At 71.9% G+C, this 22,827-nt stretch carries 27 protein-coding genes; 20 read left to right on the plus strand and 7 right to left on the minus strand.

Going from position 1 to position 22,827, the window contains the following annotated elements; translation table 11 throughout:
* Positions 1–5: 5 nt before the first annotated feature.
* Complete coding sequence (locus OG381_RS37800) at positions 6–905, plus strand: arginase family protein (RefSeq protein ID WP_327720465.1); 900 nt, start codon at positions 6–8, stop codon at positions 903–905.
* 40 nt (positions 906–945) lie between these two features.
* The gene (locus OG381_RS37805) at positions 946–2,856 is read left to right on the plus strand and encodes a DUF5107 domain-containing protein (RefSeq protein ID WP_327720466.1); all 1,911 of its coding nucleotides are present in this window, start codon (positions 946–948) and stop codon (positions 2,854–2,856) included.
* Between the two features lie 7 nt (positions 2,857–2,863).
* Here the strand turns inward: OG381_RS37805 and OG381_RS37810 are convergent, their stop codons facing one another.
* Together OG381_RS37810 and OG381_RS37815 are read right to left on the minus strand one after the other, a co-directional pair.
* Positions 2,864–3,211 (minus strand): VOC family protein, encoded by a 348-nt coding sequence (locus tag OG381_RS37810; protein WP_307023971.1) that lies wholly within the window; start codon positions 3,209–3,211, stop codon positions 2,864–2,866.
* Between the two features lie 97 nt (positions 3,212–3,308).
* Entirely contained in the window at positions 3,309–3,857 is a 549-nt protein-coding gene (locus OG381_RS37815; protein ID WP_327720467.1) for a hemerythrin domain-containing protein, read from the minus strand.
* Positions 3,858–3,956: 99 nt separating this feature from the next.
* Between OG381_RS37815 and OG381_RS37820 the strand changes: the two genes are divergently transcribed.
* Positions 3,957–4,439: a phage holin family protein gene (locus OG381_RS37820; RefSeq protein WP_327720468.1), complete on the plus strand. Its 483-nt coding sequence runs from the start codon at positions 3,957–3,959 to the stop codon at positions 4,437–4,439.
* 57 nt (positions 4,440–4,496) lie between these two features.
* Complete coding sequence (locus OG381_RS37825; protein WP_443061966.1) at positions 4,497–5,486, plus strand: SDR family oxidoreductase; 990 nt, start codon at positions 4,497–4,499, stop codon at positions 5,484–5,486.
* Positions 5,487–5,501: 15 nt separating this feature from the next.
* Here OG381_RS37825 and OG381_RS37830 read toward each other — a convergent pair whose 3' ends face one another.
* Both OG381_RS37830 and OG381_RS37835 read right to left on the minus strand, forming a co-directional pair.
* Positions 5,502–6,593, minus strand: a complete 1,092-nt coding sequence (locus OG381_RS37830) for an enolase C-terminal domain-like protein (RefSeq protein WP_327722660.1) — start codon at positions 6,591–6,593, stop codon at positions 5,502–5,504.
* 2 nt (positions 6,594–6,595) lie between these two features.
* A complete protein-coding gene (locus OG381_RS37835) occupies positions 6,596–7,555 on the minus strand; it encodes an LLM class F420-dependent oxidoreductase (RefSeq protein ID WP_327722661.1) in 960 nt (319 codons plus the stop codon).
* Positions 7,556–7,693: 138 nt separating this feature from the next.
* Here OG381_RS37835 and OG381_RS37840 point away from each other — a divergent pair, with 138 nt between their 5' ends.
* The 13 genes from OG381_RS37840 to OG381_RS37900 all read left to right on the plus strand — a co-directional run bounded on the left by OG381_RS37840 (position 7,694) and on the right by OG381_RS37900 (position 17,302).
* The gene (locus tag OG381_RS37840; RefSeq protein ID WP_327720469.1) at positions 7,694–9,283 is read left to right on the plus strand and encodes an NAD(P)/FAD-dependent oxidoreductase; all 1,590 of its coding nucleotides are present in this window, start codon (positions 7,694–7,696) and stop codon (positions 9,281–9,283) included.
* Complete coding sequence (locus OG381_RS37845; RefSeq protein WP_327720470.1) at positions 9,280–11,133, plus strand: transketolase; 1,854 nt, start codon at positions 9,280–9,282, stop codon at positions 11,131–11,133. Before OG381_RS37840 ends, OG381_RS37845 begins: the two co-directional genes overlap by 4 nt.
* Positions 11,130–12,056: a non-homologous end-joining DNA ligase gene (ligD, locus tag OG381_RS37850; RefSeq protein ID WP_327720471.1), complete on the plus strand. Its 927-nt coding sequence runs from the start codon at positions 11,130–11,132 to the stop codon at positions 12,054–12,056. The genes OG381_RS37845 and ligD overlap by 4 nt, the downstream gene beginning before the upstream one ends.
* A 61-nt stretch (positions 12,057–12,117) precedes the next feature.
* On the plus strand, positions 12,118–12,471 hold the full coding sequence (locus OG381_RS37855) for a gas vesicle protein GvpO (RefSeq protein WP_327720472.1): 354 nt from the start codon (positions 12,118–12,120) through the stop codon (positions 12,469–12,471).
* Positions 12,472–12,520: 49 nt separating this feature from the next.
* Positions 12,521–12,946, plus strand: coding sequence for a gas vesicle structural protein GvpA (locus OG381_RS37860; protein ID WP_327720473.1), 426 nt, complete (start codon positions 12,521–12,523; stop codon positions 12,944–12,946).
* The gene (locus OG381_RS37865) at positions 12,943–13,713 is read left to right on the plus strand and encodes a GvpL/GvpF family gas vesicle protein (protein WP_327720475.1); all 771 of its coding nucleotides are present in this window, start codon (positions 12,943–12,945) and stop codon (positions 13,711–13,713) included. Before OG381_RS37860 ends, OG381_RS37865 begins: the two co-directional genes overlap by 4 nt.
* A 4-nt stretch (positions 13,714–13,717) precedes the next feature.
* Positions 13,718–13,981 carry a gas vesicle protein GvpG gene (locus OG381_RS37870; RefSeq protein ID WP_327720476.1) on the plus strand — a complete coding sequence of 88 codons (264 nt, stop codon included), beginning with the start codon at positions 13,718–13,720 and terminating at the stop codon, positions 13,979–13,981.
* Positions 13,978–14,616 (plus strand): histone H1-like repetitive region-containing protein, encoded by a 639-nt coding sequence (locus OG381_RS37875; protein WP_327720477.1) that lies wholly within the window; start codon positions 13,978–13,980, stop codon positions 14,614–14,616. The genes OG381_RS37870 and OG381_RS37875 overlap by 4 nt, the downstream gene beginning before the upstream one ends.
* Positions 14,613–15,737: an SRPBCC family protein gene (locus tag OG381_RS37880; RefSeq protein WP_327720478.1), complete on the plus strand. Its 1,125-nt coding sequence runs from the start codon at positions 14,613–14,615 to the stop codon at positions 15,735–15,737. The genes OG381_RS37875 and OG381_RS37880 overlap by 4 nt, the downstream gene beginning before the upstream one ends.
* Positions 15,734–16,060: a gas vesicle protein gene (locus OG381_RS37885; protein WP_327720479.1), complete on the plus strand. Its 327-nt coding sequence runs from the start codon at positions 15,734–15,736 to the stop codon at positions 16,058–16,060. Before OG381_RS37880 ends, OG381_RS37885 begins: the two co-directional genes overlap by 4 nt.
* Positions 16,060–16,824: a GvpL/GvpF family gas vesicle protein gene (locus OG381_RS37890; protein ID WP_327720480.1), complete on the plus strand. Its 765-nt coding sequence runs from the start codon at positions 16,060–16,062 to the stop codon at positions 16,822–16,824. The genes OG381_RS37885 and OG381_RS37890 overlap by 1 nt, the downstream gene beginning before the upstream one ends.
* Complete coding sequence (locus OG381_RS37895) at positions 16,821–17,009, plus strand: gas vesicle protein (RefSeq protein ID WP_046257980.1); 189 nt, start codon at positions 16,821–16,823, stop codon at positions 17,007–17,009. The genes OG381_RS37890 and OG381_RS37895 overlap by 4 nt, the downstream gene beginning before the upstream one ends.
* A complete protein-coding gene (locus OG381_RS37900; RefSeq protein WP_327720481.1) occupies positions 17,006–17,302 on the plus strand; it encodes a gas vesicle protein K in 297 nt (98 codons plus the stop codon). Before OG381_RS37895 ends, OG381_RS37900 begins: the two co-directional genes overlap by 4 nt.
* Positions 17,303–17,327: 25 nt before the next feature.
* On the opposite strand, the gene OG381_RS37905 is transcribed toward OG381_RS37900, so the two are convergent.
* The 3 genes from OG381_RS37905 to OG381_RS37915 all read right to left on the minus strand — a co-directional run bounded on the left by OG381_RS37905 (position 17,328) and on the right by OG381_RS37915 (position 19,955).
* Positions 17,328–17,498, minus strand: a complete 171-nt coding sequence (locus OG381_RS37905) for a hydrophobic protein (protein WP_327720482.1) — start codon at positions 17,496–17,498, stop codon at positions 17,328–17,330.
* Between the two features lie 42 nt (positions 17,499–17,540).
* Positions 17,541–18,362, minus strand: a complete 822-nt coding sequence (locus tag OG381_RS37910; RefSeq protein WP_327720483.1) for a class I SAM-dependent methyltransferase — start codon at positions 18,360–18,362, stop codon at positions 17,541–17,543.
* A 99-nt stretch (positions 18,363–18,461) separates the two neighbouring features.
* The gene (locus tag OG381_RS37915; RefSeq protein ID WP_327720484.1) at positions 18,462–19,955 is read right to left on the minus strand and encodes a bifunctional phosphatase PAP2/diacylglycerol kinase family protein; all 1,494 of its coding nucleotides are present in this window, start codon (positions 19,953–19,955) and stop codon (positions 18,462–18,464) included.
* A 69-nt stretch (positions 19,956–20,024) separates the two neighbouring features.
* Between OG381_RS37915 and OG381_RS37920 the strand changes: the two genes are divergently transcribed.
* From OG381_RS37920 to OG381_RS37930, 3 genes are all read left to right on the plus strand, one after another.
* The gene (locus tag OG381_RS37920; protein WP_327720485.1) at positions 20,025–20,690 is read left to right on the plus strand and encodes a histidine phosphatase family protein; all 666 of its coding nucleotides are present in this window, start codon (positions 20,025–20,027) and stop codon (positions 20,688–20,690) included.
* 110 nt (positions 20,691–20,800) lie between these two features.
* A complete protein-coding gene (locus tag OG381_RS37925; RefSeq protein ID WP_327720486.1) occupies positions 20,801–22,420 on the plus strand; it encodes an ABC-F family ATP-binding cassette domain-containing protein in 1,620 nt (539 codons plus the stop codon).
* A gap of 121 nt (positions 22,421–22,541) precedes the next feature.
* Positions 22,542–22,820 (plus strand): DUF6158 family protein, encoded by a 279-nt coding sequence (locus tag OG381_RS37930; RefSeq protein ID WP_327720487.1) that lies wholly within the window; start codon positions 22,542–22,544, stop codon positions 22,818–22,820.
* The last annotated feature ends 7 nt before the right edge of the window (positions 22,821–22,827 follow it).

A 22,827-nucleotide genomic window follows, 5' to 3' on the forward strand; every position in this document is an offset into this window, starting at 1 on the left:
GGCCGATGCGTACCAGGGTGGTGCTGGACGCCCCGTCCAATCTCGGGCTGCGTCCGCCCGCGCCGGGAACCGTCCCGGGCTGCTACAAGCTCGCCGGTGCCCTGCGCGAGCAGCGGATCGTGCACCGGCTCGGCGCGCTGGAAGGCGGGGTGGTGGTGCCGCCGCGCTACGACCGGGGGGAGTGGCAGGAGGGCGACGGCGTCTTCAACGCGGCCGCCATCGCCGCCTACACGGTGAAGCTCGCCGACCGCATCGAACGCCATGTGCGCGCCGGGGAGTTCCCGGTGGTGCTCGGCGGTGACTGCTCGATCCAGCTCGGCGCCTCCCTCGCGCTGCGCCGCCTGGGCCGGTACGGCCTGGCCGCCGTGGACGCCTCCGCCGACTTCCGCCACCCCGGCAACTCCGAGCGGATCGGTGCGGCCGGCGGTGAGGAGATGGCGCTGGCGACGGGGCGTGGGCAGGAGGACCTGACGAACCTGGAGGGGCTGAAGCCTTACCTGAGGGACGAGGACGTACGGCTCTTCGGCAACCGCGACGCGTTCGAGGACGACCGCGGTGAACTCGCCACCCTCAAGATCCCCGTCGTCACCGTCGGGGACATCCGCGAGTGGGGCGCGGACGCGCCGGCCCGGGCCACGGCCCAGGCCTTCGAGATCCCCGAACTCGACGGATTCTGGGTGCACTTGGACGCAGACGTCCTCGATCCGTCCGTCATGCCGGCCGTGGACAGCCCCGACCCGGACGGACTCCTGCCCGACGAACTCGTCGAGCTGCTGCGGCCGTTGGTCGGATCCGCGCACTGCGTCGGGCTGAACGTCACCATCTACGACCCCGATCTCGACCCGGACGGCACGGCGGGCGCCCTCCTCGCCGACATCGTGGTGTCCGCCTTTGCGCAATCCTGACCTGTAGTGCCCCTGTTCAGCTCCCCGGCGAGCGGCTTCCATGGCGATCGTGACGACGATCCGACGTGAGGTACTGACGCTGCCCGCCGCGGAGCTGGGGCCCGACAACCCCCTGCCCCCGCTGCGGCCGCTCGACGAGCTCCACCGCGTCGACGACCGCGACGACCTGCCCCCGGACATGGCCCGCCAGATCGGCTACGGGCCCCTGCGCAGCCTGCTTCCCGTGCACCTGCGGGACGGCTACGAGCGGGTGCGCGCGCCGCGCGGGATCGACGCCCTCGTGATCGAGAACGACCGGCTGCGGGCCACCGTGCTCCCCGGTCTCGGCGGCCGGATCGCCTCCCTCCTCCACAAGCCCTCCGACCGCGAACTCCTGTACCGCAACCCGGTGTTCCAGCCCGCCGCGATCGCCCTCAACGGCGCCTGGTTCTCCGGCGGCATCGAATGGAACATCGGCGCCACCGGCCACACCACCCTCGCCTGCGCACCCCTGCACGCCGCCCGCGTCCCCGCCCCCGACGGCGGAGAGATGCTGCGCCTGTGGGAGTGGGAACGGCTGCGCGACCTGCCCTTCCAGGTCGACCTCTGGCTGCCGGACGGCTCCGACTTCCTGTACGTCGGCGTCCGTATCCGCAATCCGCACGAGACGCCGGTGCCGACGTACTGGTGGTCCAACATCGCCGTTCCGGAGCGACGCCGGGTCCTCGCACCGGCCCAGGAGGCCTGGCATTTCGGCTACGAGCGACGACTGCGGACGGTGCCCGTGCCGTCGTACGAGGAGATCCGGCAACTCCCGCACGCGGCCGACTACTTCTACGATATTCCCGACGCCCGGCGCCGCTGGATCGCCGCCCTCGACGAGGACGGTCACGGACTGGTGCAGACGTCCACCGACGTACTGCGCGGACGCAAGCTGTTCGTCTGGGGGTCAGGGCCGGGCGGGCGACGCTGGCAGGAATGGCTCACCGAACCCGGCACCGAAGGCTACTGCGAGATCCAGGCGGGCCTCGCCCGTACCCAGTTGGAGCACGTACGGCTGGAGCCGGAGAGCGAGGTGTCGTGGCTGGAGGCGTACGGGCCGCTGCACTCCACGGCACAGGCGGACAAGGCGGAGGAGCGGCTCGAAGCCGTCCTTCCGCGCGCCGACGTCGACGCCGCGTACGCCGCCTGGAAACCGCACGCCGACAACGCACCCGGCGAGATCCTGGCCACCGGCTCCGGCTGGGGCGCCCTCGAAGTGATGCGCGCCGACCTGAAGTTGCCCGGCACGCCGTTCGACGACAGCACCCTCGGCGAGGCGCAGGAACCCTGGCTGGAGCTGCTGCGGGCCGGAGCGCTGCCCGAGCCGCGAAGGGTGCGGCCGCCCGGCGGGACGCTCGTGGCCCCGCACTGGCGGGACATGCTGGAGACCGCGCCCGCGGGCCCGCACGGCGAGTACCACCTCGGCGTCGCCCAGTGGCACGCGGGCGACCGGGCGCAGGCGGTGCGGAGCTGGGAGCGGGCCCTTGAACTCGCCCCGTCCGTCTGGCCGTTGCTGCGCTGCCTGGCCGTTGCCGACCAGGAGGTCGGCAACCGTGAGCGGGCTGCCGAACGGTACGCCGAGGCCTTCGACGACCTGTGCCGGGAGCGGCGCGACGCGGGGGAGGCCTGGACGGCGGCCACGGCCGCGCTCGGCCGCGAGGCCATCGAGGCGCTGCTCGCGGTGGGGCGTACGCGGGACGCCCGGTCGGTGTGGGCGCGGCTGCGTCCCGCGACGCGGGCCCGCGGGCGGTTCCGGTTCATCGAGGCCGGGCTGCTGGTCGCCGAGGGCAGGCGGGAAGAGGCGCGGGCCGTGTTCGAGGAGGGCTTCGAGGTCGCCGATCTGAGGGAAGGCGCGGAGGCCGTCGGGCGGCTGTGGGAGCGGGTCAGCGACGAACCGCTCCCGGACCGCTACGACTTCCGTATGCGGTGACCCCGGTCTACGCCCGCCGGTCCACGTACTCGTAGACCGCTCCGTCCGGATGCATCGCGATCAGATTGCGTCCGGCCGGTGTCCCCACCGGTCCCGCGATGACGTGCGCGCCCAGTTCGGTCAGTACCCGATGGGCTTCGTCCACGTCCTTGACGGCGATCGTGGCCGCGACCTTGCGCAGGATCTCCAACTCCGCCTCGGGACCGCTCATCAGGAGGAAGCAGCCCACGGCTGCCACCTGGACCCCGCCGCGCTCGAAGCGCAGGGCCGGGCCGCCGGCCAGGCGTTCGTAGAAGGGGACCGCGGTCTCCAGGTCGTCGACGCAGACACGCAGCGTGGCTCCCAGAATGTCCATGCGGACGAGCCTAATAGCGGCGGCCGGGGCAGGAGATCGTTTCACGCGATCCCCGCACCCCGGCCGCCGGACACGCATGCCTCAGTGGGTCAGTGGGTCAGCCCATGGCCTTGCGCACGATGTCCCGTGTGCGGTCGACGACGGCCGCGACCGGGCCCACCGCCACGTTCTTGACCGCGCTGTCGGTGCCCGGGTGCGGGCGGGTCGGCGCCAGGGCCTCGGCGGCCTGCACGGCACGGGCCAGGTTCTCCAGCCTGCCGCGGTCGGCGACCTTGTGGAAGTGCGCGAACTCGTGACGCTCCTCGTTCGCGGCGTGCGTGAGCACGTCCTCGCGCAGAGCCGCGAACCTGTCGAGGAACTCGGCCGAGTCGGGGTCCATGTCGTCCAGTTCGGACAGCACCCGCTTGGCCTTCTCCTCCTCCTCGATCCGGTCCTTGACGACGAGTTCACCGCCGTCGATGTTCTTGCGGGCGAAGGGATGGACGACCTCTTCCTCAGCGGTCTCGTGCACCGCGAGGAGGCGGACGAGGTCATGGAAGGCATGCTTCCGTTCGTCGCCCTTGGTGGCCGCCACCTCGTCGAGCAGTTCTCGGATCCTGGTGTGCTGCGCCTTGAGCAGCTCCACTACGTCGGTGCGCTCGGTCATCCTCTTCTCTTCTTCCTCCTGTAGGGGTGCGTTGCGTTGCCGTACGGGTGGCCGTGACGGACCGCGTTATGCGTACGGGTGTACGGGTACCCGTCGGCCATGGACCGCTTGGATCATCTTGAGCATCTGGACAAGCACCTGGTCGAGGAGTTGGCCCAGGTGACGCGCGAGACCGTACGCGAGGAACTGCGCGAGCAGACGCGCAAGCAGCGCCGCAAGGCCATGCTGTACGCCGCGTCCGGCGCCGTCGCCCTCTACGCGGGCGCCGCCCTGGCGCTGGCCGTGGGGCTCGCTCTCGCCCTCGGCCTGCCGGACTGGGCCGCCGCGCTGATCACCGCGGCGATCCTCGGGGTGGCCGCCTATGTGCTGCGCGGCGCCGCCCGGCCGTCCCGGCCCACGCCGGAGGGCGACCACGTCATCGGTGGCAGGGCACCGGCCACCCCGCCCGGCGGGACCGGCATGCCGTACCCGCCGGTGCCGCCCGTCGCGCCCGGCGTGGGCACACCGGCGGCCGGGACGCCCGGCCCCGGCGTACCGCCGCGTCCCGACGACAACCCCGAGCAGCCGCACCACCGGGGCTGACGCGCGGTGGAAGGACTGCGGAACGCCCTGCCCCGTCACCGTCGGGGCAGGGCCGTCGTGGTGACCGGGGCCAGCGGCGGCGTGGGACGGGCCACGGCCCTGGCCTTCGCCGCCCGTGGCGACCGGGTCGCCCTGCTGGCCCGCGGACGCGAGGGCCTCGCCGCGACGGCGGACGAGGTGCGGCGCGCCGGAGGTGAGGCGCTCGTCGTCAGCGTGGACATGGCCGACGCCAAGGCGGTCGACGACGCGGCGCAGAAGGTCGTCGACGCGTTCGGGCACATCGACGTGTGGGTCAACAACGCCTTCGCCGGGATCTTCGCGCCGTTCACGGAGATCACCCCGGACGAGTTCCGCCGGGTGACCGAAGTGACGTACCTGGGCTATGTGTTCGGCACCCGGGCCGCGCTGCGGCACATGCTGCCGCGCGACCGGGGCACGATCGTGCAGGTCGGCTCGGCGCTCGCGTACCGCGGGATTCCGCTGCAGTCGGCGTACTGCGGTGCCAAGCACGCCATCCAGGGCTTCAACGAGTCGCTGCGCTGCGAGTTGCTGCATGCGCGCAGCGGTGTCCGTACGACGATGGTGCAGCTGCCCGCCGTCAACACCCCGCAGTTCGACTGGGTGTTGAGCCGGATGCCGGGGCAGGCCCGGCCCGTCGCACCGGTGTACCAGCCGGAGGTGGCGGCCCGCGCGGTCGTGCACGCGGCCGCTCATGGACGGCGGCGGGAGTACTGGGTGGGCGGCTCCACGGCGGCGACGCTGATCGCCAATGCCGTGCTGCCCGGAGTGCTGGACCGCTATCTGGCGCGGACCGCGTTCGAGGCACAGCAGGACGAGGGGGCGCACGGCGCCACCGCGAACCTGTGGAGCCCGGCCGACGGCCCGCACGGTCACGACTTCGGGGCGCACGGGCGCTTCGACGAGGAGTCCCGTCCGGTCAGCCGGCAGGAGTGGATGTCCCTCCGGCGGGGTCAGGTGGGGAAGGTTCTCGTGGTGGGTGCGAGCGCGCTCGCGGCCCGCAGGCTCGCCCGTCTCGTACGGCGTTGAACACGACGTACGGCCTCAGGCGACCCTGAACTCCCTTGCCTCCTCCACCCTTAGCGTCAGCCCGTGACCGATGCCCGTCACCGGCGTGACCGTACCGCCCGTCGGATCCATCGCCCCGTCGAACAGCATCGACTCGATGCGGACGTGGTCGTGGAACCACTCGATGTGGCGGAGGTTGGGGACGCAGGCGGCGGCCGCGGCGTGGACGTGCGGGGCGCAGTGGGTGGAGACCTCCAGGCCGTGGGCCTGGGCCAGCGCGGCGGCGCGCAGGAACTCCGTCAGGCCGCCGCAGCGGGTGGCGTCGATCTGGAGGCAGTCGACGGCTCCGGCGGCGATCATGCGGGCGAAGTAGGGGAGGTCGTAGCCGTATTCGCCCGCCGTCACATCGCACACCACCGCGTCCCGCACCAGGCGCAGTCCCGTCAGGTCGTCCGACGACACCGGTTCCTCGAACCAGCCCACACCCAGCTCGGCGAGCACCCCGCCGACCCGGACCGCCTGCTTGCGGGTGTACGCGCCGTTGGCGTCGACGTACAACTCCGCGCGGGAGCCGATGACTTGACGCGCCGCACGGACCCGGGCCAGATCACGCGGGACCGCCCGGCCCCAGCTCTCGCCGATCTTGATCTTCACCCGGGGGATCTGCTGCCCGTGCACCCACCCGCCCAGCTGGGCGGCCATATGTGTGTCGTCGTACGTGGTGAAGCCGCCGCTGCCGTAGACCGGGACCCGGCGGCGGGCGGCGCCCAGCAGCCCGGTGAGGGGGACCTCCAGGAGGCGGGCCTTGAGGTCCCACAGGGCGATGTCCAGGGCCGAGATCGCACCGGCGGCGATGCCCTGGCGGCCGGCGTTCCGCACCGACCTGCACATCGCGTCGTGCACGGCGGGGATGTCCAGCGCGTCGCGGCCCTCCACCAGCGGGGCCAGCTGTCCGCGCAGGAAGTCGCCGACCGCCCGCGGGCCGTACGTCCAGCCGGTGCCGGTCGCGTCGCCCGCGGTCACCTCGGTGACCACCATGGTCGTGGCATCCCAGGCCAGGGTGCCGTCGGCCTCGGGGGCGTCGGTCGGCACCGTGTAGACGGACACCGCCGGGAGCCGCAGCTTCATCGTCATGTCTGCTGCAGCTGGGGCAGCACCTTGGTGCGGTAGAAGTCGAAGAAGCCGCGCTGGTCGGGGCCGATCTGGTTGACGTAGACCCGGTCGAAACCGGCGTCGGCGAACGCGGACAGTGCCGCCACGTGCTCGTCGACGTCGTCCCCGCACACCGCCTTCTCACGCACCGTCTCCTCGGTCACCAGCGGCTGGAGCTGTTCGAAGTGGCGCGGCGAGGGCAGGATCTGGGCCATCTCACCGGGCAGGAACTGATTCCCCCACAGCCGGTGCACGGTCCGTACGGCCTCCTCGCGGTCCGTGCCCCAGCAGACCTTGGTCCCGCCGCTGACCAGCTTGGCGCCCCCGCCGCCCTTGCGGAACTGGGCCACCATCGACTCGTCCGGCGTCATCGTGATGTAGCCGTCGCCCACCCGGGCCGCGAGCGAGGTCGCCGCCGGGCCGAAACCGGAGATGTCGATGGGGACGGGCTGGTCGGGGACCGTGTAGAGGCGGGCGTTCTCCACCGTGTAGTGGGTGCCGTGGTGGTTGACCTCCTCGCCGGTGAAGAGCCGGCGCATGATCTGGATCGACTCCTCCAGCATCTCCAGCCGGATGTGCGCGGGCGGCCAGACGTGGCCCAGGATGTGCTCGTTGAGAGCCTCGCCGCTGCCCACCCCCAGCCGGAAGCGGCCCTCCGTCATCACCGCCGTCGTCGCCGCGGCCTGCGCCACGACCGCCGGGTGCGTGCGCACGGTCGGGCAGGTCACCGCCGTCTCCACGGGCAGCGACACCGCCTCCGAGAGCGCGCCGAGGACCGACCAGACGAACGGGCTCTGGCCCTGGGCGTCGTTCCACGGGTGGAAGTGGTCCGAGATCCACAGCGAGCGGAACCCGGCCTGCTCGGCCATCCTCGCCTGCTCGACGAGATCCGCGGGGCCGAACTCCTCGCAGGACAGGAAGTAGCCGTACTCGGGCATGGGTGCCTCCGGTGGTTCCACGAACGGGACGCGGTCCGGGTACCCGGTGGCATCCACGGAAACCGGCACACGTTTGGGCCCCCTGACCAGGGTTACGCGGAAGGCTCCCGAGGTACGCGACAGCCCCGGAGGCGCACTGTGAGTCGACCCCGCATCGTGATCGTCGGCGCCGGTTTCGCCGGGTACCGGACGGCCCGCACCCTGTCCCGGCTCACCCGGCACAAGGCCGAGATCACCCTGCTCAACCCGACCGACTACTTCCTGTACCTGCCCCTGCTGCCCCAGGTCGCCGCCGGCGTCCTGGAGCCGCGCCGGGTCACCGTGTCCCTCTCGGGCACGCTGCCCGGGGTGCGCCTGGTGCTCGGCGAGGCCGACGGCATCGACCTGGACGAGCGCACCGTGCACTACACGGACCCCGAGGGCGGTGTCGGCACGCTGCCCTACGACCGGCTGGTGATCGCCGTCGGCAGCGTCAACAAACTCCTGCCGATCCCCGGCGTCGCCGAGCACGCGCACGGGTTCCGGGGGCTGCCCGAGGCGCTGTATCTGCGCGATCACGTCACCCGGCAGATGGAACTCGCGGGCGGTGCGAAGGACAGCGCCGCCCGCAGTACGTTCGTGGTGGTCGGCGCCGGTTACACCGGTACCGAGGTCGCCGCGCACGGGCAGATGTACACGGACGCCCAGGCGCGCAGGCGCCCGCCACGGGACGGGGTGAAGCCGCGCTGGCTGCTGCTCGACGTCGCGCCGCGCGTTCTGCCCGAGATGGACGAACGGCTCTCCCGCACCGCCGACCGGGTGCTGCGGGAGCGGGGCGTCGACGTCCGCATGGGGACCTCCGTGAAGGAGGCCACGCAGGACGGAGTCCTGCTGACCGACGGGGAGTTCGTCGAGACGCGGACGCTGGTGTGGTGCGTCGGCGTACGGCCCGATCCGCTGGTGGAGGGTGTCGGGCAGCCCCTGGAGCGGGGGCGGCTGATCGTCGATCCGTACCTCCAGGTGCCGGGCCGGCCCGAGGTGTTCGCCTGCGGGGACGCGGCCGCGGTGCCCGATCTCAACGACCCCGGTTCCTTCACCCCGATGACTGCGCAGCATGCCTGGCGGCACGGACAGGTCGCGGCCCGGAACGTCGCCGCGTCGCTGGGGATCGGCGACCGCCGCGCGTACCGCCACCGTGACCTGGGCTTCGTCGTCGACCTCGGCGGCGCCAAGGCCGCGGCCAACCCGCTGGGCGTTCCGCTGCCCGGACCGCTGGCCGGCCTTGTCACCCGCGGCTACCACCTCGCGGCGATGCCCGGCAACCGGGTCCGGGTCGCCGCGGACTGGCTGCTGGACTCCGTACTCCCGCGCCAGGCCGTGCAGCTGGGGCTCGTCCGGTCCTGGTCGGTGCCGTTGGACACGGCGTCGCCGGAACTGGCACGGGTGCCGGGGCGGCCCGAGCGGGGGCCGGACGCGAGCGCACAGGAGCTCGTGGCGGACCGCCCCGCCGAGAAGCCCGCGCAGAGCGCCGCGAGCGAGGGACTCACCGGGAACGGAGGGACCGCCGAGCCCGCCAAGGGCCGGCCCGGCGGCGAACCCGCGAAGAACCAGCCGGGCGGCGAACCGGCCAGGAACCAGCCCGGCGGCGAGCCCGCCGCGAACCCCGGCCCCGGCCCGGACACCGACACCGCCCCCGGCCCCGCCAAGCGCCCCGACCGCCCCGCCACCCCCGCAGAGGGAGACTCATGAACACCGCCGAACTCGTCGACCTGGGACAGCAGCTGCGCGTGGACAGCGTCCGCGCGGCCGATGCCGCCGGGTCCGGGCATCCGACGTCGTCGATGTCCGCCGCCGATCTGATGGCCGTCCTGCTCGCCCATCACATGCGCTACGACTTCGACCGCCCCACCCACCCCGGGAACGACCGCTTCGTCCTGTCCAAGGGGCACGCCTCGCCCCTCCTCTACGCCTCCTACAAGGCCGTCGGCGCGATCGACGACGCCGAACTGGCCACCTTCCGCGGGCTCGGCAGCCGGCTGGAGGGCCACCCCACGCCCCGGCGGCTGCCGTGGGTCGAGACGGCCACCGGATCGCTCGGACAGGGCCTGCCGGTCGGTGTCGGCATCGCGCTCTCCGGCAAGCGGCTGGAGCGCACCGGCTACCGCGTGTGGGTGCTGTGCGGGGACAGCGAACTCGCCGAGGGATCGGTGTGGGAGGCCGCCGAGCACGCCGCGCACGAGCACCTCGACAACCTCACCGCCATCGTCGACGTCAACCGGCTCGGCCAGCGCGGTCCCACCCGGCACGGCCACGACCTGGACGCCTACGCCCGCCGCTTCCAGGCCTTCGGCTGGCACACCATCGAGGTGGACGGACACGACGTGGACGCCGTCGACCGCGCGTACGGCGAGGCGATCTCCACCTCCGGGCAGCCCACCGTGATCCTCGCCCGCACCTTCAAGGGCAAGGGCGTGGAGGCCGTCCAGGACCGTGAGGGCCTGCACGGCAAGCCGCTGCCCGACGCCGACGAGGCGATCGCCGAACTCGGCGGCCGCCGCGACCTCCGCATCCACGTGCACGAGCCGCCCGCCGCCCGCATGCTGCACGCCGTTCGCGCCGGACACCTGGAGCTGCCCCGCTGGGACAAGGGGTCCGAGGGCGGCGTCGCCACCCGGGACGCCTACGGCCAGGCCCTCGCCGCCCTCGGCACCGCCCGCGGCGACGTCGTCGCCCTGGACGGCGAGGTGAGCGACTCCACGCGCGCGGAGTTCTTCGCCAAGGAACACCCCGACCGCTACTTCGAGTGCTACATCGCCGAGCAGCAGATGGTCGCTGCGGCCGTGGGACTCGCCGCGCGCGGTTTCGTGCCGTACGCCTCCACCTTCGCGGCCTTCCTCACGCGCGCGTACGACTTCGTGCGCATGGCCTCGGTCAGCGGCGCCGGGATCAACCTGGTCGGCTCGCATGCGGGCGTCGCCATCGGACAGGACGGGCCCTCGCAGATGGGTCTGGAGGACCTGGCGATGATGCGGGCGGTGCACGGCTCGACCGTGCTGTACCCGTGCGACGCCAACCAGACCGCGCACCTCGTCGGCGCCATGGCGGGCCTGGAGGGCGTCCGCTATCTGCGCACCTCGCGCGGCAAGAGCCCGGTGATCTACGGGCCCGACGAGGAGTTCCCGGTCGGCGGCAGCAAGGTGCTGCGCTCCTCCGACCGGGACCGGCTGACCGTCGTCGCGGCCGGAGTCACCGTGCCCGAGGCGCTCGCCGCCGCCGACGCGCTCCAGGGGCAGGGGATCGCCGTCCGGGTCGTCGACCTGTACTCGGTCAAGCCCGTGGACCGGCTCACCCTGCGCCGGGCCGCCGAGGAGACCGGCTGTCTGATGACCGTGGAGGACCACCACGAGGAGGGCGGCCTCGGGGACGCTGTGCTCGACGCCTTCGTCGACGGGCGGCCCGTCCCGCGGCTGGTGCGCCTGGCCGTCCGGACGATGCCGGGCTCGGCCGCGCCGGACGAGCAGCTGCACGCCGCCGGCATCGACGCCGAGTCCATCGCGGCCGCCGCACGGCTGCTGGTGGAGGAGGCGATCGTACGGTGAGCGAGGACGCCACCCGGACGGTGCGGGCCGGTCGCCGCACCGTCGAGGTGCACCGGCCGGAGAAGGTCCTCTTCCCCGGCGACGGGGCGGGCAAGGAGTACACCAAGTCCGACCTGGTCGACTACTACCGGGCCGTCGCCCCCTTCATGCTGCCGCATCTGCGCGGCCGTCCCCTGATGCTGGAACGGCTCCCGGACGGCGTCGGCGGCCCGACGTTCATGCAGAAGAACACCCCGGACAGCTATCCCGACTGGATCAGCCGCGTCGAGGTGACCAAGGAGGGCGGCACCGTCCGCCACACCGTGTGCGACGACACCGCCACCCTGGTCTACCTCGCCGACCAGGCCTGTCTCACCCTGCACCGCTGGCTGTCCCGCGTCGGACGCGTGGAGCAGCCCGACCGGATGGTCTTCGACCTCGATCCCTTCGACGACGACTTCGCGCCGGTCCACGAGGCGGCCTGGCTGCTGGCGGAGCTGCTCGACGAGCTGAAACTGCCCTCCGCGCTGATGACCACCGGTTCGCGCGGTCTGCATGTGGTGGTCCCGGTGACCGGGCACCACGACTTCGACGAGGTGCGGGAATTCGCCAAGGACGTCGCCGACACCCTCGCCGCCGCCCACCCCGAGAAGTTCACCACCGCCGCCCGCAAGAAGGACCGCGGCGAGCGGCTCTACCTGGACGTACAGCGCAACGGCTACGCCCAGACCGCCGTCGTGCCGTTCACCGTCCGCGCGAAACGGGGCGCCCCCGTCGCCATGCCCATGTCCTGGACCCAGCTCGACGACCCGGGCCTGGACGCCCGCCGCTGGAGCATCGAGGACGCCGTCGAGCAGGCCCGCACCAATCCCTGGGCCGGTGTGATGGCCAAGGGCCGCGCTCTTGGCCCCGCCCGGCGCAGGCTCAACGCGTTGCGCGGCTGACCCACCTACGTCGTGAAGGTTTGGCCAACGGACATCCGGCCACCCGGAGTAAGAGGTGGCCATGTCGAACACAAAAAACACATCAGACACACAGAACTCACAGGAATCATCCAAGGGAGCGGAAAGCGACACCGTGGAAGACCGGCCGAGGCCCATGGAGGTGCTGCGTTACGGGCGCACCCAGCTCGAGGAGCTCACCGGCATGTCCGCCGAGTCGGTGTCGTCCTTCGGACAGACGGAGGACGGCTGGTCCCTGGAGGTCGAGGTCCTCGAGCTCGCCAGGGTTCCGGACACGATGAGCCTGATGGCGAGCTATCAGGTCGATCTGGACCCGCAGGGCGAACTCACGGGTTACCGGCGCGTTCGCCGTTACGAACGCGGGCGGGCCGACTCGCACAGGGGCGGCGGCCGCTAGGTCGCGCTTTCCTTCCCCTCGCACTCACAGAAAAGGAGGCACGGTCGGCATGACTGTTGTCCCGGCACAACAGAGCGGCGGCTCGGGCGGCACCAGCGGCCTCTACGACGTTCTGGAACTGGTCCTCGACCGGGGCCTGGTGATCGACGCGTTCGTCCGGGTGTCCCTGGTCGGCATCGAGATCCTCAAGATCGACATCCGGGTCGTCGTCGCCAGCGTCGACACCTATCTGCGCTTCGCCGAGGCGTGCAACCGCCTCGACCTCGAGGCCGGTCCGCACCGCAGTCCCGGACTGCCCGACCTGGTCGGTGAGGTCACCGAGTCCGGCGCCCGGGGCAAGTCCAAGGGCGCGCTGAGCGGTGCCGCGCAGACCGTCTCGGACGCCTTCAAGCAGGCCCGAGAGGAGGGCGAGTCGCAGCCCAGGCCGCGCGCCCGTAAGTCGACCGCCTCGCGCCGGAAGGAGGAGCAGGAGTGAGCACGTATGTGTACGGCATCATCGGCGGCTCCGGAGCCTCGCTGTCCGAGGACCTGACGGGAGTCGGCGACCCGCCGCGGCCCGTGCGCGTCCTCACGGCGGGTGATCTCGCGGCCGTCGTGAGTGACGCGCCCGAGGGGCTGCGGCCCAAGCGCAAGGATCTGCTCGCCCACCAGTCGGTGCTCGCCGAGGCCGGCGCCGAGGGCTGTGTGCTGCCCATGCGGTTCGGCAGCGTCGCACCCGACGACGAGACCGTCGTCAACGTCCTCGGCGAACGCGCCGCGCACTACCAGGAACGGCTGCGGACGCTGGACGGCAAGGTCGAGTACAACGTCAAGGCGACCCACGACGAAGAGGCCGTACTGCACCGTGTGATGGCCGAGAACCCCGAGCTGCGGTCCCTCACCGAGGCCAACCGGCAGGCGGGCGGCGGCTCCTACGAGGACAAGCTCAGGCTCGGCGAGATGGTCGTCGCCGCCGTGAAGGCACGGGAGGCCGAGGACGCGGCCGAGGTGCAGCGCGAGCTGGAGTCCGCTGCCGCGGCCGTCAGCGCGGGCCCCGAGTCCACCGGCTGGCTCGCCAATGTGTCGTTCCTGGTGGACCGCGAGTCGGCCGAGGCGTTCATGGCCGCGGTGGAACAGGTCCGCAAGTCCCACCCCCACCTGGAACTGCGGGTCAACGGCCCGCTGCCGCCGTACAGCTTCGTCGAGCCCGGCCCCGCCGAGCACGCCGGCAGCACGGTCGGCGCCGACAGCTCGAAGGAGTGAGGACATGGGCCTGATCGGCGAGGTGCTGCTGTTGCCGTTCGCCCCGGTGCGAGGCAGCGCGTGGGTGATCGGGCAGGTGCTGGACGAGGCGGAACGCATCTACTACGACCCGGCCACGATACGGGCCGAACTCGGCCGGCTGGAAGAGCGGTTGGAGGCGGGGGAGATCGACGAGGAGGAGTTCGACCGACAGGAGGACGAGCTCTTGGACCGGCTGGAGATCGGCTCGCGCAATCGGGCCGGAACCGACGACTGGACATCAGGATGAACCGACTCGGACTGGGCCTCGCGGTAGGGGCCGGATACGTCCTCGGGCGTACGAAGAAGATGAAACTGGCGTTCGCCGTCGGCACGTTGGTGGCCGGCAAGCGGATGCAGTTGAGCCCGCGGGCGCTCGCGGACCTGGTGTCCGGACAGCTGCGGGACAACCCGCAGTTCAAGGAGATCGGCGACCAGCTGCGCGAGGACCTGCGGGGCGTCGGCAAGGCGGCCTCGGGCGCCATGGTCGAGCGGCAGATCAGTGCGATCGCCGACCGGCTGCACGGGCGTACCGCCGAGGTCCGCGACCAGATCGCGGGCGTCGTACCGGACTCGTCGGACCTCGGTTTCGAGGACGAGGAGTCCGAGGAGGAATACGACGAGGAGCCCGAGGACAGGGACGAGGAACCGGAGGAAGAGGAGGAGCCCGAGCCGCGTCGCAAGACGGCGGAGAAGAAGCCTCCGGCGAAGAAGACGGCCCGCAAGACCGCCGAGAAGGCGCCCGCCAAGAAGGCTCCGGCGAAGAAGACCGCCGCCAAGAAGACGACGGCGGCCAAGAAGACGACCGGCAAGAAGACCGCCGCGGCCCGCACCGCCGCCCGCGGAGCCAGGTCCAGGGTGCCGAAGGGAGGCGGTGAGCGATGACCGACACCGTCGGATCCGCGACCTCCGCGGCGAGCGGAGCGACGAAGAAGGCAGGCCCGCTCGCTGGTATCGCCCAGAGCGAGGCCACCGACCGGCTCAAGGCCGAGGTGCAGGAGTACCTCGCCGCGCAGGCCCAGCGGCTGCTGATCGGCACCGGCCGCAAGCTCGGCGAGACCACGGTCAAGCTCAACGACATAGCCGACGGCAAGAGCCCCGGCTTCGCCAAGCTCGCCCTCGACGGCGGACGCAAGCTCGCCGAAGGCAAGGGGCCGCTGCGCTCCGCCGTGGAGCTGGGTGCCACCCGGGTCAAGGACAACGTGGTCGAGGCCTTCAAGGGGCTCGGCGGCAAGGGCAAGGGCAAGCGCAAGGGCGGGGCGGGCAAGAAGCCGACCGTCATCATGGAGTACGTCGACGTCGGCCTGCCGCTGCGGGCCGCCTACGACCAGTGGACCCAGTTCCAGGACTTCAGCACCTTCGCGAAGGGCGTGAAGAGCGCGAACCGCGCCGACGACACGACCTCCGACTGGCAGATGAAGATCTTCTGGTCCAACCGCAGCTGGAAGGCGAAGACCACTGAGCAGATCCCCGACGACCGCATCGCCTGGACCTCGGAGGGCGCCAAGGGCACCACGAAGGGCGTGGTCTCCTTCCACGAGCTCGCCGACCGTCTCACCCGGGTCCTGCTGGTGATCGAGTACTACCCCAAGGGCCTCTTCGAGAAGACCGGCAACATCTGGCGCGCCCAGGGCCGCCGGGCCCGCCTCGACCTCAAGAACTACGTCCGCTTCGTCACGCTCAAGGGCGAGGTCGAGGACGGCTGGCGCGGCGAGATCCGCGACGGCGAGGTCGTACAGAGCCACGACGACGCGGTCGCCGAGGAGGAGGAAGCCGGGCAGGAAGGGGAAGAGGAGGCGTACGAGGACGAGGAAGAGCAAGCTGAAGAGGACGGCCCGTACGCCGAGGAGGACGCCGAGGAGGACGAAGAGGGCGCGAAGGACGAGTACGAGCAGGAGGACGCCGAGGGCGAGGAGGAGCCCGAGGACGAGCCTGAGGGCGAGTACGAGGAGGAAGGCGCGGACGAGGAGGAGTACGAGTACGCCGAGGGCGGGAGCCGTCGATGACCACCCCCGGACGGCTGCCCGAGCCCTACGGCCGCGGTGACGGCAGCGCGAACCTCGCCGACATCCTGGAGCGCGTCCTCGACAAGGGCGTGGTCATCGCCGGCGACATCCGGATCAACCTGCTCGACATCGAACTGCTCACCATCAAACTGCGCCTCATCATCGCGTCCGTCGACAAGGCGAAGGAGATGGGTATCGACTGGTGGGAGGACGACCCCGCCCTGTCCACCAAGGCCCGACGTGACCAACTCACCCGGGAGAACGCCGAGTTGCGTGAGCGGATCGCCCGGCTGGAGCCCGGCACAGCCGAGAAGGAGACCTGATGACCGGCCTGCGTTACGTGTACGCCGTCTGCCGGCCCTTCAAGGCGCCCCTGCAGTCACAGCTGACCGGAGTGGCGGGCGATCCGCCCAGACTGCTGGTCCACCACGACCTCGTCGCGGTGGTCAGCCACGTGCCGGAGCGGGACTTCGCCGAAGGCCCGCTCCACGCACACCTGGAGGACCTGGACTGGCTCTCCGAGACCGCCCGCGCCCACCAGGGGGTGATCGACGCCCTCACCGTCGTCACGACGCCGCTGCCGCTCCGGCTGGCCACCGTCTTCCGGGACGACAGCGGCGTCCGCACCATGCTGGAAGCCCGCGAGGCGGACTTCTGCCGCACCCTCGACCGGCTGACCGGGCGGGTCGAGTGGGGCGTCAAGGTGTACGTCGAGACCGAGCCGCCCGGTGACGACGCCCCGGCGGAGGAGCCGGCGAAGGCCGTCAGTGGCCGGGACTACCTCCGTCGGCGCAGCTCCCGCGTGCGGGCGAACGAGGACCAGTGGCAGCGGGCCGAGGAATTCGCGGGCGGACTGCACGAAACACTGTCCGCCTTCGCCGAGGACTCCCGGCTGCACCCGCCGCAGAATGCCAAGCTCTCCGGAGCGGCCGGACGCAATGTGCTCAATGCCGCGTATCTCGTGCCCCGGGTCGTGTCCGAGGAATTCGTGGAACTGGTCGACCGTACGAAAGGCGAGGTTCCCGGAATGCGGGTCGAACTCACCGGCCCGTGGGCCGCCTATTCCTTCGCGGGGGAGAAGCCGTGACCGTCGTCGAACGCCGAGAGATCGCCCTCGTGGACCTGCTGGACCGGCTGCTGGCCGGCGGGGTCGTCATCACCGGCGACATCACCCTGCGCATCGCCGACGTCGACCTCGTCCGCATCGACCTCAACGCCCTGATCAGTTCCGTGAACGCGAACGTCCCGTCGCCGTGGGGGGAATCCTCGTGACCCAGGCCCGCAACCGCAATCGCAACCGCCTCGACCTCGAGCCGGACACCGTCGAGCGTGACCTCGTCAAACTCGTCCTGACCGTGGTGGAGCTGCTGCGCCAGCTCATGGAACGCCAGGCGCTGCGCCGCTTCGACGACGGCGGACTCACCGAGGAGCAGGAGGAGCGGATCGGGCTCACCCTGATGCTGCTCGACGACCGCATGGCCGAGTTGCGCGACCGCTACGGACTGCGGCCCGAGGACCTGAATCTGGACCTCGGGCCGCTCGGACCGCTGCTTCCCCGGGAGTGAACTCCTCCGGACTATCCGGGGTGACTCACCACCGGTACCAGCGTCCCCTGCCTCCGCTCGCCGTGGTGCTGCGCATCAGGAACCCCAGCAGCCACAGCACGAGCACCGCGATTGCAATCCACCAGAGAATTTTCACTGCGAATCCGGCGCCGAAAAGAATCAACACCAGGAGCAGTACGAGCAGGATGGGAACCATAATGTGAACCTCCTGCTTTCCGGGTTTCCAGGAAACGGAGATTCAGGCACTCTTTCTGCACAGAATTTCTCCGTGCAGCACGGCGAACCAGCCGTCGTGCCGTTTTCCCCACTCTCGCCAGGCCTCCGACACGGCCGTCAGCTGCTCCGGTGTGGCGTGCCCGCCCTCCGTGGCCCGTCCGGCGTACGCCGAGGCCACGGTGCGGTCGGCCCACAGTCCGCTCCACCAGGCCCGCTCCTCGGCGGTGGAGTAGGTCCAGGTGCCGGAGGTGGCGGTGATGTCGGTCAGGCCCGCCTCCAGGGCCCAGGACTTCAGCCGGCGCCCGGCGTCGGGCTCGCCGCCGTTGGCGCGGGCCACGCGGCGGTACAGGTCCAGCCAGTCGTCCATGCCCTGGGACGCCGGGTACCAGGTCATCGCCGCGTAGTCCGAGTCGCGCACGGCGATGAACCCGCCCGGCCTCGTCACCCGCTGCATCTCGCGCAGCGCCTGGACCGGGTCGCCCACGTGCTGGAGCACCTGGTGGGCGTGGACCACGCAGAAGGTGTCGTCCGGGTACTCCAGGGCGTGTACGTCCGCGACCGCGAAGTCGACGTTCCCCAGGCCGCGCCCGGCGGCTGTGGCCCGCGCCTGCTCCAGGACGCCGGGCGCCTGGTCGACGCCGGTGACGTGGCCGTCGGGGACCAGTTCCGCCAGGTCGGCGGTGATCGTGCCGGGGCCGCAGCCGATGTCCAGGATCTTCATGTGGGGCTTCAGCGAACCGAGCAGGTAGGCGGCGGAGTTGGCGGCGGTGCGCCAGGTGTGCGAGCGCAGCACCGACTCGTGGTGCCCGTGCGTGTAGACGGCGGTCTCCTGCGGTTTCGACATGGCTGAACTCCCCTGTTCGACGTCCTGTCGGTGATCGACACGGTACGCCCGCATGTCGAATGGTGAGACCCGCGTTTTGCCATGTGGACTGACGGGTGATCAGTTACCGGGCAGGGGGCGGTAGACCGTGAGCGCCTCGGGCAGCTTCTCCAGCGTCACCTCCCCTTCCACCCGGGTGACTTCACCGTCGTAGGCGAGAAGCGAGCCCGGTGCCACGCCCGCCAGACGGAGCCGGCCCACCTGGACCGCGGCGTGCACGGGGGAGCGGGTCAGCGGTCCGGCGAGGGCGGCGGCCAGCAGCCGTACCGCGGGCCGCCGTCCGCCGTGCACCACGCGTACGTCGAGCCGGCCGTCCGCGAGATCGTGGCGGCGGCCCGGCGTCAGGCCCACCCGGTGGTAGGTGCCGTTGCCGACGAACAGCAGCCACAACGGGTGTGCCCGGCCCCGGAACTCGGCCTCCAGCGGATGCCGGTCGGCGCGCAGGACGCGCAGGGCCGCGAGCACCCCGGCGGGCCAGCCGCCGATCCGGCGCGACCAGCGGTCCCGCTCGGCCACCAGCTCCGGATAGACGCCCAGACTGCACGTGTTGAGGAAGATCCCCTGGGCGTCGCCGCAGGTGAAGCGGCCCACGTCCACCCGTACGCCCTCGCCGCCCCGGACGGCCCTGGCCAGATCGCCGGCGCTCTCCAGGCCCAGGTCGTAGGCGAAGTGGTTCAGGGTGCCGCCCGGCAGGACCGCGAGCGGCAGGCCGTGGCGCAGGGCGGTCTCGGCGGCGGCGTTCACCGTGCCGTCACCGCCGCACACGCCGAGCACCCGGGCACGGGCCGCCGCCTTCTCCAGCTCGGCCGGGACGTCCTCGGGCCGGCACTCCACGACCTCGCACCCCGGCAGGGCGTTCTGGAGGGCGTGCACCCGGTCGGCGCTGCCCGCGGCGTCGTTGGCCACCACGACCAGGCCCTCGCCGTCGGGCAGCGCCGGGACCTCGGCCCGGGGCCGGGCGGGCGGCACGATCTGGGCGCGGGTCGGCACCATGCCCCGCACGGCGTACGCGGCCCCCACCCCGAGCGCCGCACCGGCCAGCACGTCGCTCGGGAAGTGCACACCGGTGTAGACCCGGGACAGCGCCACCGACCACGCGATCGGCGCCACCGCCGCGCCCCAGGCCGGCGACTCCAGCGCGACCCCGGCGGCGAACGCGGCGGCCGACGCGGAGTGTCCGGACGGGAACGAGGTGGTGATGGGCTGCCGCTTCAGCCGCCGCACCAGCGGCACCGGGTCCAGGACGGGCCGGGTACGGCGTACCGACCGCTTGCCGAGGGTGTTGATGGTCAGCGAGGCCAGTGACAGCGAGGCGAGACCGCGGGCGGCGGCCCGGCGAGACCGTGGGGTGCGGCTCGCCGTGATCGCGGCCGCCGCCGCGAACCACAGGACACCGTGGTTCGCGCTCCGGCTCAGCCGCGGCAGCACGGGTTCGGCGAGCGGCCAGTTCCGCGCGGCGGCGAACTCGAACAGCCGGCAGTCCAGCGCCAGGAGCGTGTCGCGGACGGCGTGCCGGCCGGGCTTCAGGAGGGTGAGGTCCACGTCAGGGGTCATGCGGTGGCGGGTACCCTGAAGTGGCCGTTTCTTGTGCGGAGGCGGGACCCGACACCGGAGGCTTGCTGCATGCGACTGCTCCTCGTCCGCCATGGTCAGACCCCGTCCAATGTCGACTTCCTGTTGGACACCGCCGTCCCGGGACCCGGCCTGACCGCCCTCGGTGAACGCCAGGCCGCCGCCCTGCCCGAGGCCCTCGCCGACGAGGACATCGAGGCCCTCTACGCCTCCACGCTGATACGCACCCAGCTCACCGCCGCCCCGCTGGCCGCCGCGCGCGGCCTCGACATCGTCGTCCGCGACGGCATCCGCGAGGTGTCCGCAGGGGACCTGGAGATGCTGGACGGGCACTCGGAGGCGGGCCGGACCTACATGGAGACGATCTTCGCCTGGCCGGCCGGCGACACGGAGCTGCGGATGCCGGGCGGCGAGAGCGGCGCCGAGGTGCTCGCGCGCTACGACGCGGTGGTCGCCGAGGCCGCCGCCCTCGGGGTCGGCACGGCCGCCCTGGTCAGCCATGGCGCCGCGATCCGGCTGTGGGCCTCGGCCCGCGCCGGCAACATCGACATCGGCTTCGCCGCCGCCCGCCCGCTCGACAACACCGGCGTGGTGGTCCTGGAGGGCTCCCCGGCCGACGGCTGGAAGGTCCTGTCGTGGGAGGGCGCGGTCGTGGACTCCGCGGGGCGCGGGGCGCAGAGCGGACCGGCGGGCCGGCCGCTGGACGAGGTCGAGTAGGCGCGACGTGGCGTGACGCGACGATCCCGGCCCAGCGCGTACGGCCGGGCTGCCGCGGCGTCGGATATGCGTTTGCCCGTCCCGGCCCCCGGGCCGCAGAATGCGGCCTCATGGGACATCTGGAAGCCGCACACCTCGAGTACTACCTCCCCGACGGGAGGCCGCTGCTCGGCGATGTGTCCTTCCGGGTGGGCGAAGGGTCCGTCGTGGCCCTCGTCGGACCCAACGGCGCCGGCAAGACGACCCTGCTGCGGCTGATCTCCGGAGAGCTGAAACCGCACGGCGGGACCGTCACCGTCACCGGCGGCCTCGGCGTGATGCGCCAGTTCGTGGGCTCCGTACGCGACGAGACGACCGTACGGGACCTGCTGGTGTCGGTGGCGCAGCCCCGCATCCGCGAGGCCGCGCGGGCCGTCGACAAGGCCGAGCACCTCATCATGACCGTGGACGACGAGGCCGCGCAGATGCAGTACGCGCAGGCCCTCTCCGACTGGGCCGAGGCGCACGGGTACGAGGCCGAGACGCTGTGGGACATGTGCACCATGGCCGCGCTGGGCGTCCCCTACGACAAGGCCCAGTTCCGCGAGGTGCGCACCCTCTCCGGCGGCGAGCAGAAGCGGCTCGTGCTGGAGACGCTGCTGCGCGGCAACGACGAGGTGCTGCTGCTCGACGAGCCCGACAACTACCTCGACGTGCCCGGCAAGCGCTGGCTGGAGGAGCGGCTGAAGGAGACCCGCAAGACGGTCCTGTTCGTCTCCCACGACCGTGAACTCCTCGCCCGTTCCGCCGAGAAGATCGTGTCGGTGGAGCCCTCGCCGACGGGCGCCGACGCCTGGGTGCACGGGGGCGGCTTCGCCACGTACCACGAGGCCCGGCGTGAACGCTTCGCCCGTTTCGAGGAGTTGCGCAGGCGCTGGGACGAGAAGCACGCCCAGCTGAAGAAGCTCGTCCTGAACCTGCGGCAGGCGGCCTCCATCAGCCATGAGCTGGCCTCCCGCTACCAGGCCGCCCAGACCCGGCTGCGCAAGTTCGAGGAGGCCGGCCCGCCGCCGGAGCCGCCGCGCGAGCAGGACATCACGATGCGGCTCAAGGGCGGCCGCACCGGGGTACGGGCCGTCACCTGCAAGGGGCTCGAGCTGACCGGCCTGATGCACCCCTTCGACCTGGAGGTCTTCTACGGCGAGCGGGTCGCCGTGCTCGGCTCCAACGGCTCCGGCAAGTCGCACTTCCTGCGGCTGCTGGCGGGGGACACCGTGGCGCACTCGGGGGAGTGGAAGCTGGGCGCGCGCGTCGTGCCCGGGCACTTCGCCCAGACGCACGCGCACCCCGAGCTGCTGGGCCGCACGCTCCTGGACATCCTGTGGACGGAACACTCCCAGGACCGGGGCGCCGCGATGTCGAGGCTGCGCCGCTACGAGCTCACCCAGCAGGCGGAGCAGACCTTCGACCGCCTCTCCGGGGGCCAGCAGGCCCGCTTCCAGATCCTCCTGCTGGAGCTGGAGGGCGTCACGGCGCTCCTCCTGGACGAGCCCACGGACAACCTGGACCTGGAGTCCGCCGAGGCCCTCCAGGAGGGCCTGGAGGCCTTCGACGGCACGGTCCTCGCCGTCACCCACGACCGCTGGTTCGCCCGCTCCTTCGACCGCTACCTGGTCTTCGGCAGCGACGGCCGGGTCCGCGAGACGCAGGAGCCGGTGTGGGACGAGCGGCGGGTGGAACGGGCGCGGTAGTTCCCGATCCGCGGGCCCGGGGGCCCGGATGTTCGTAGAGTGGGTGCGGAAAGGCGAGATCCACGGTTCTGTCCCGGATGCCGCTCGGGGGTAGTGCTTGCCGGGCGGGTACTCGAAGCCCATGAACGCACACGACGAGTGGGAAGCCGCCATGACCGGAGTCGACCCCAGCAGGCTGGACGACCAGCAGCTCATGAAAGAGCTGGAGACCATCCACCGCACGCGCCACGACACGCTGCTGCACGCCTCGAACGACGCGCTGCGCGCCCACAACGGCCGGATGGCCGAGCTGGAGGGCGAGTACCTGCGTCGCAACCCCCGGCGCCCGGTCGCCGCCGGCCGCACCCGCGAGGGTGCCAGGGAACGCGGAAGCGGGGAGTCGGCGACTCCCCGCCTCTGACGGACCC

The sequence above is a fragment of the Streptomyces sp. NBC_00490 genome, from assembly GCF_036013645.1.
Taxonomy (GTDB): domain Bacteria; phylum Actinomycetota; class Actinomycetes; order Streptomycetales; family Streptomycetaceae; genus Streptomyces; species Streptomyces canus_F.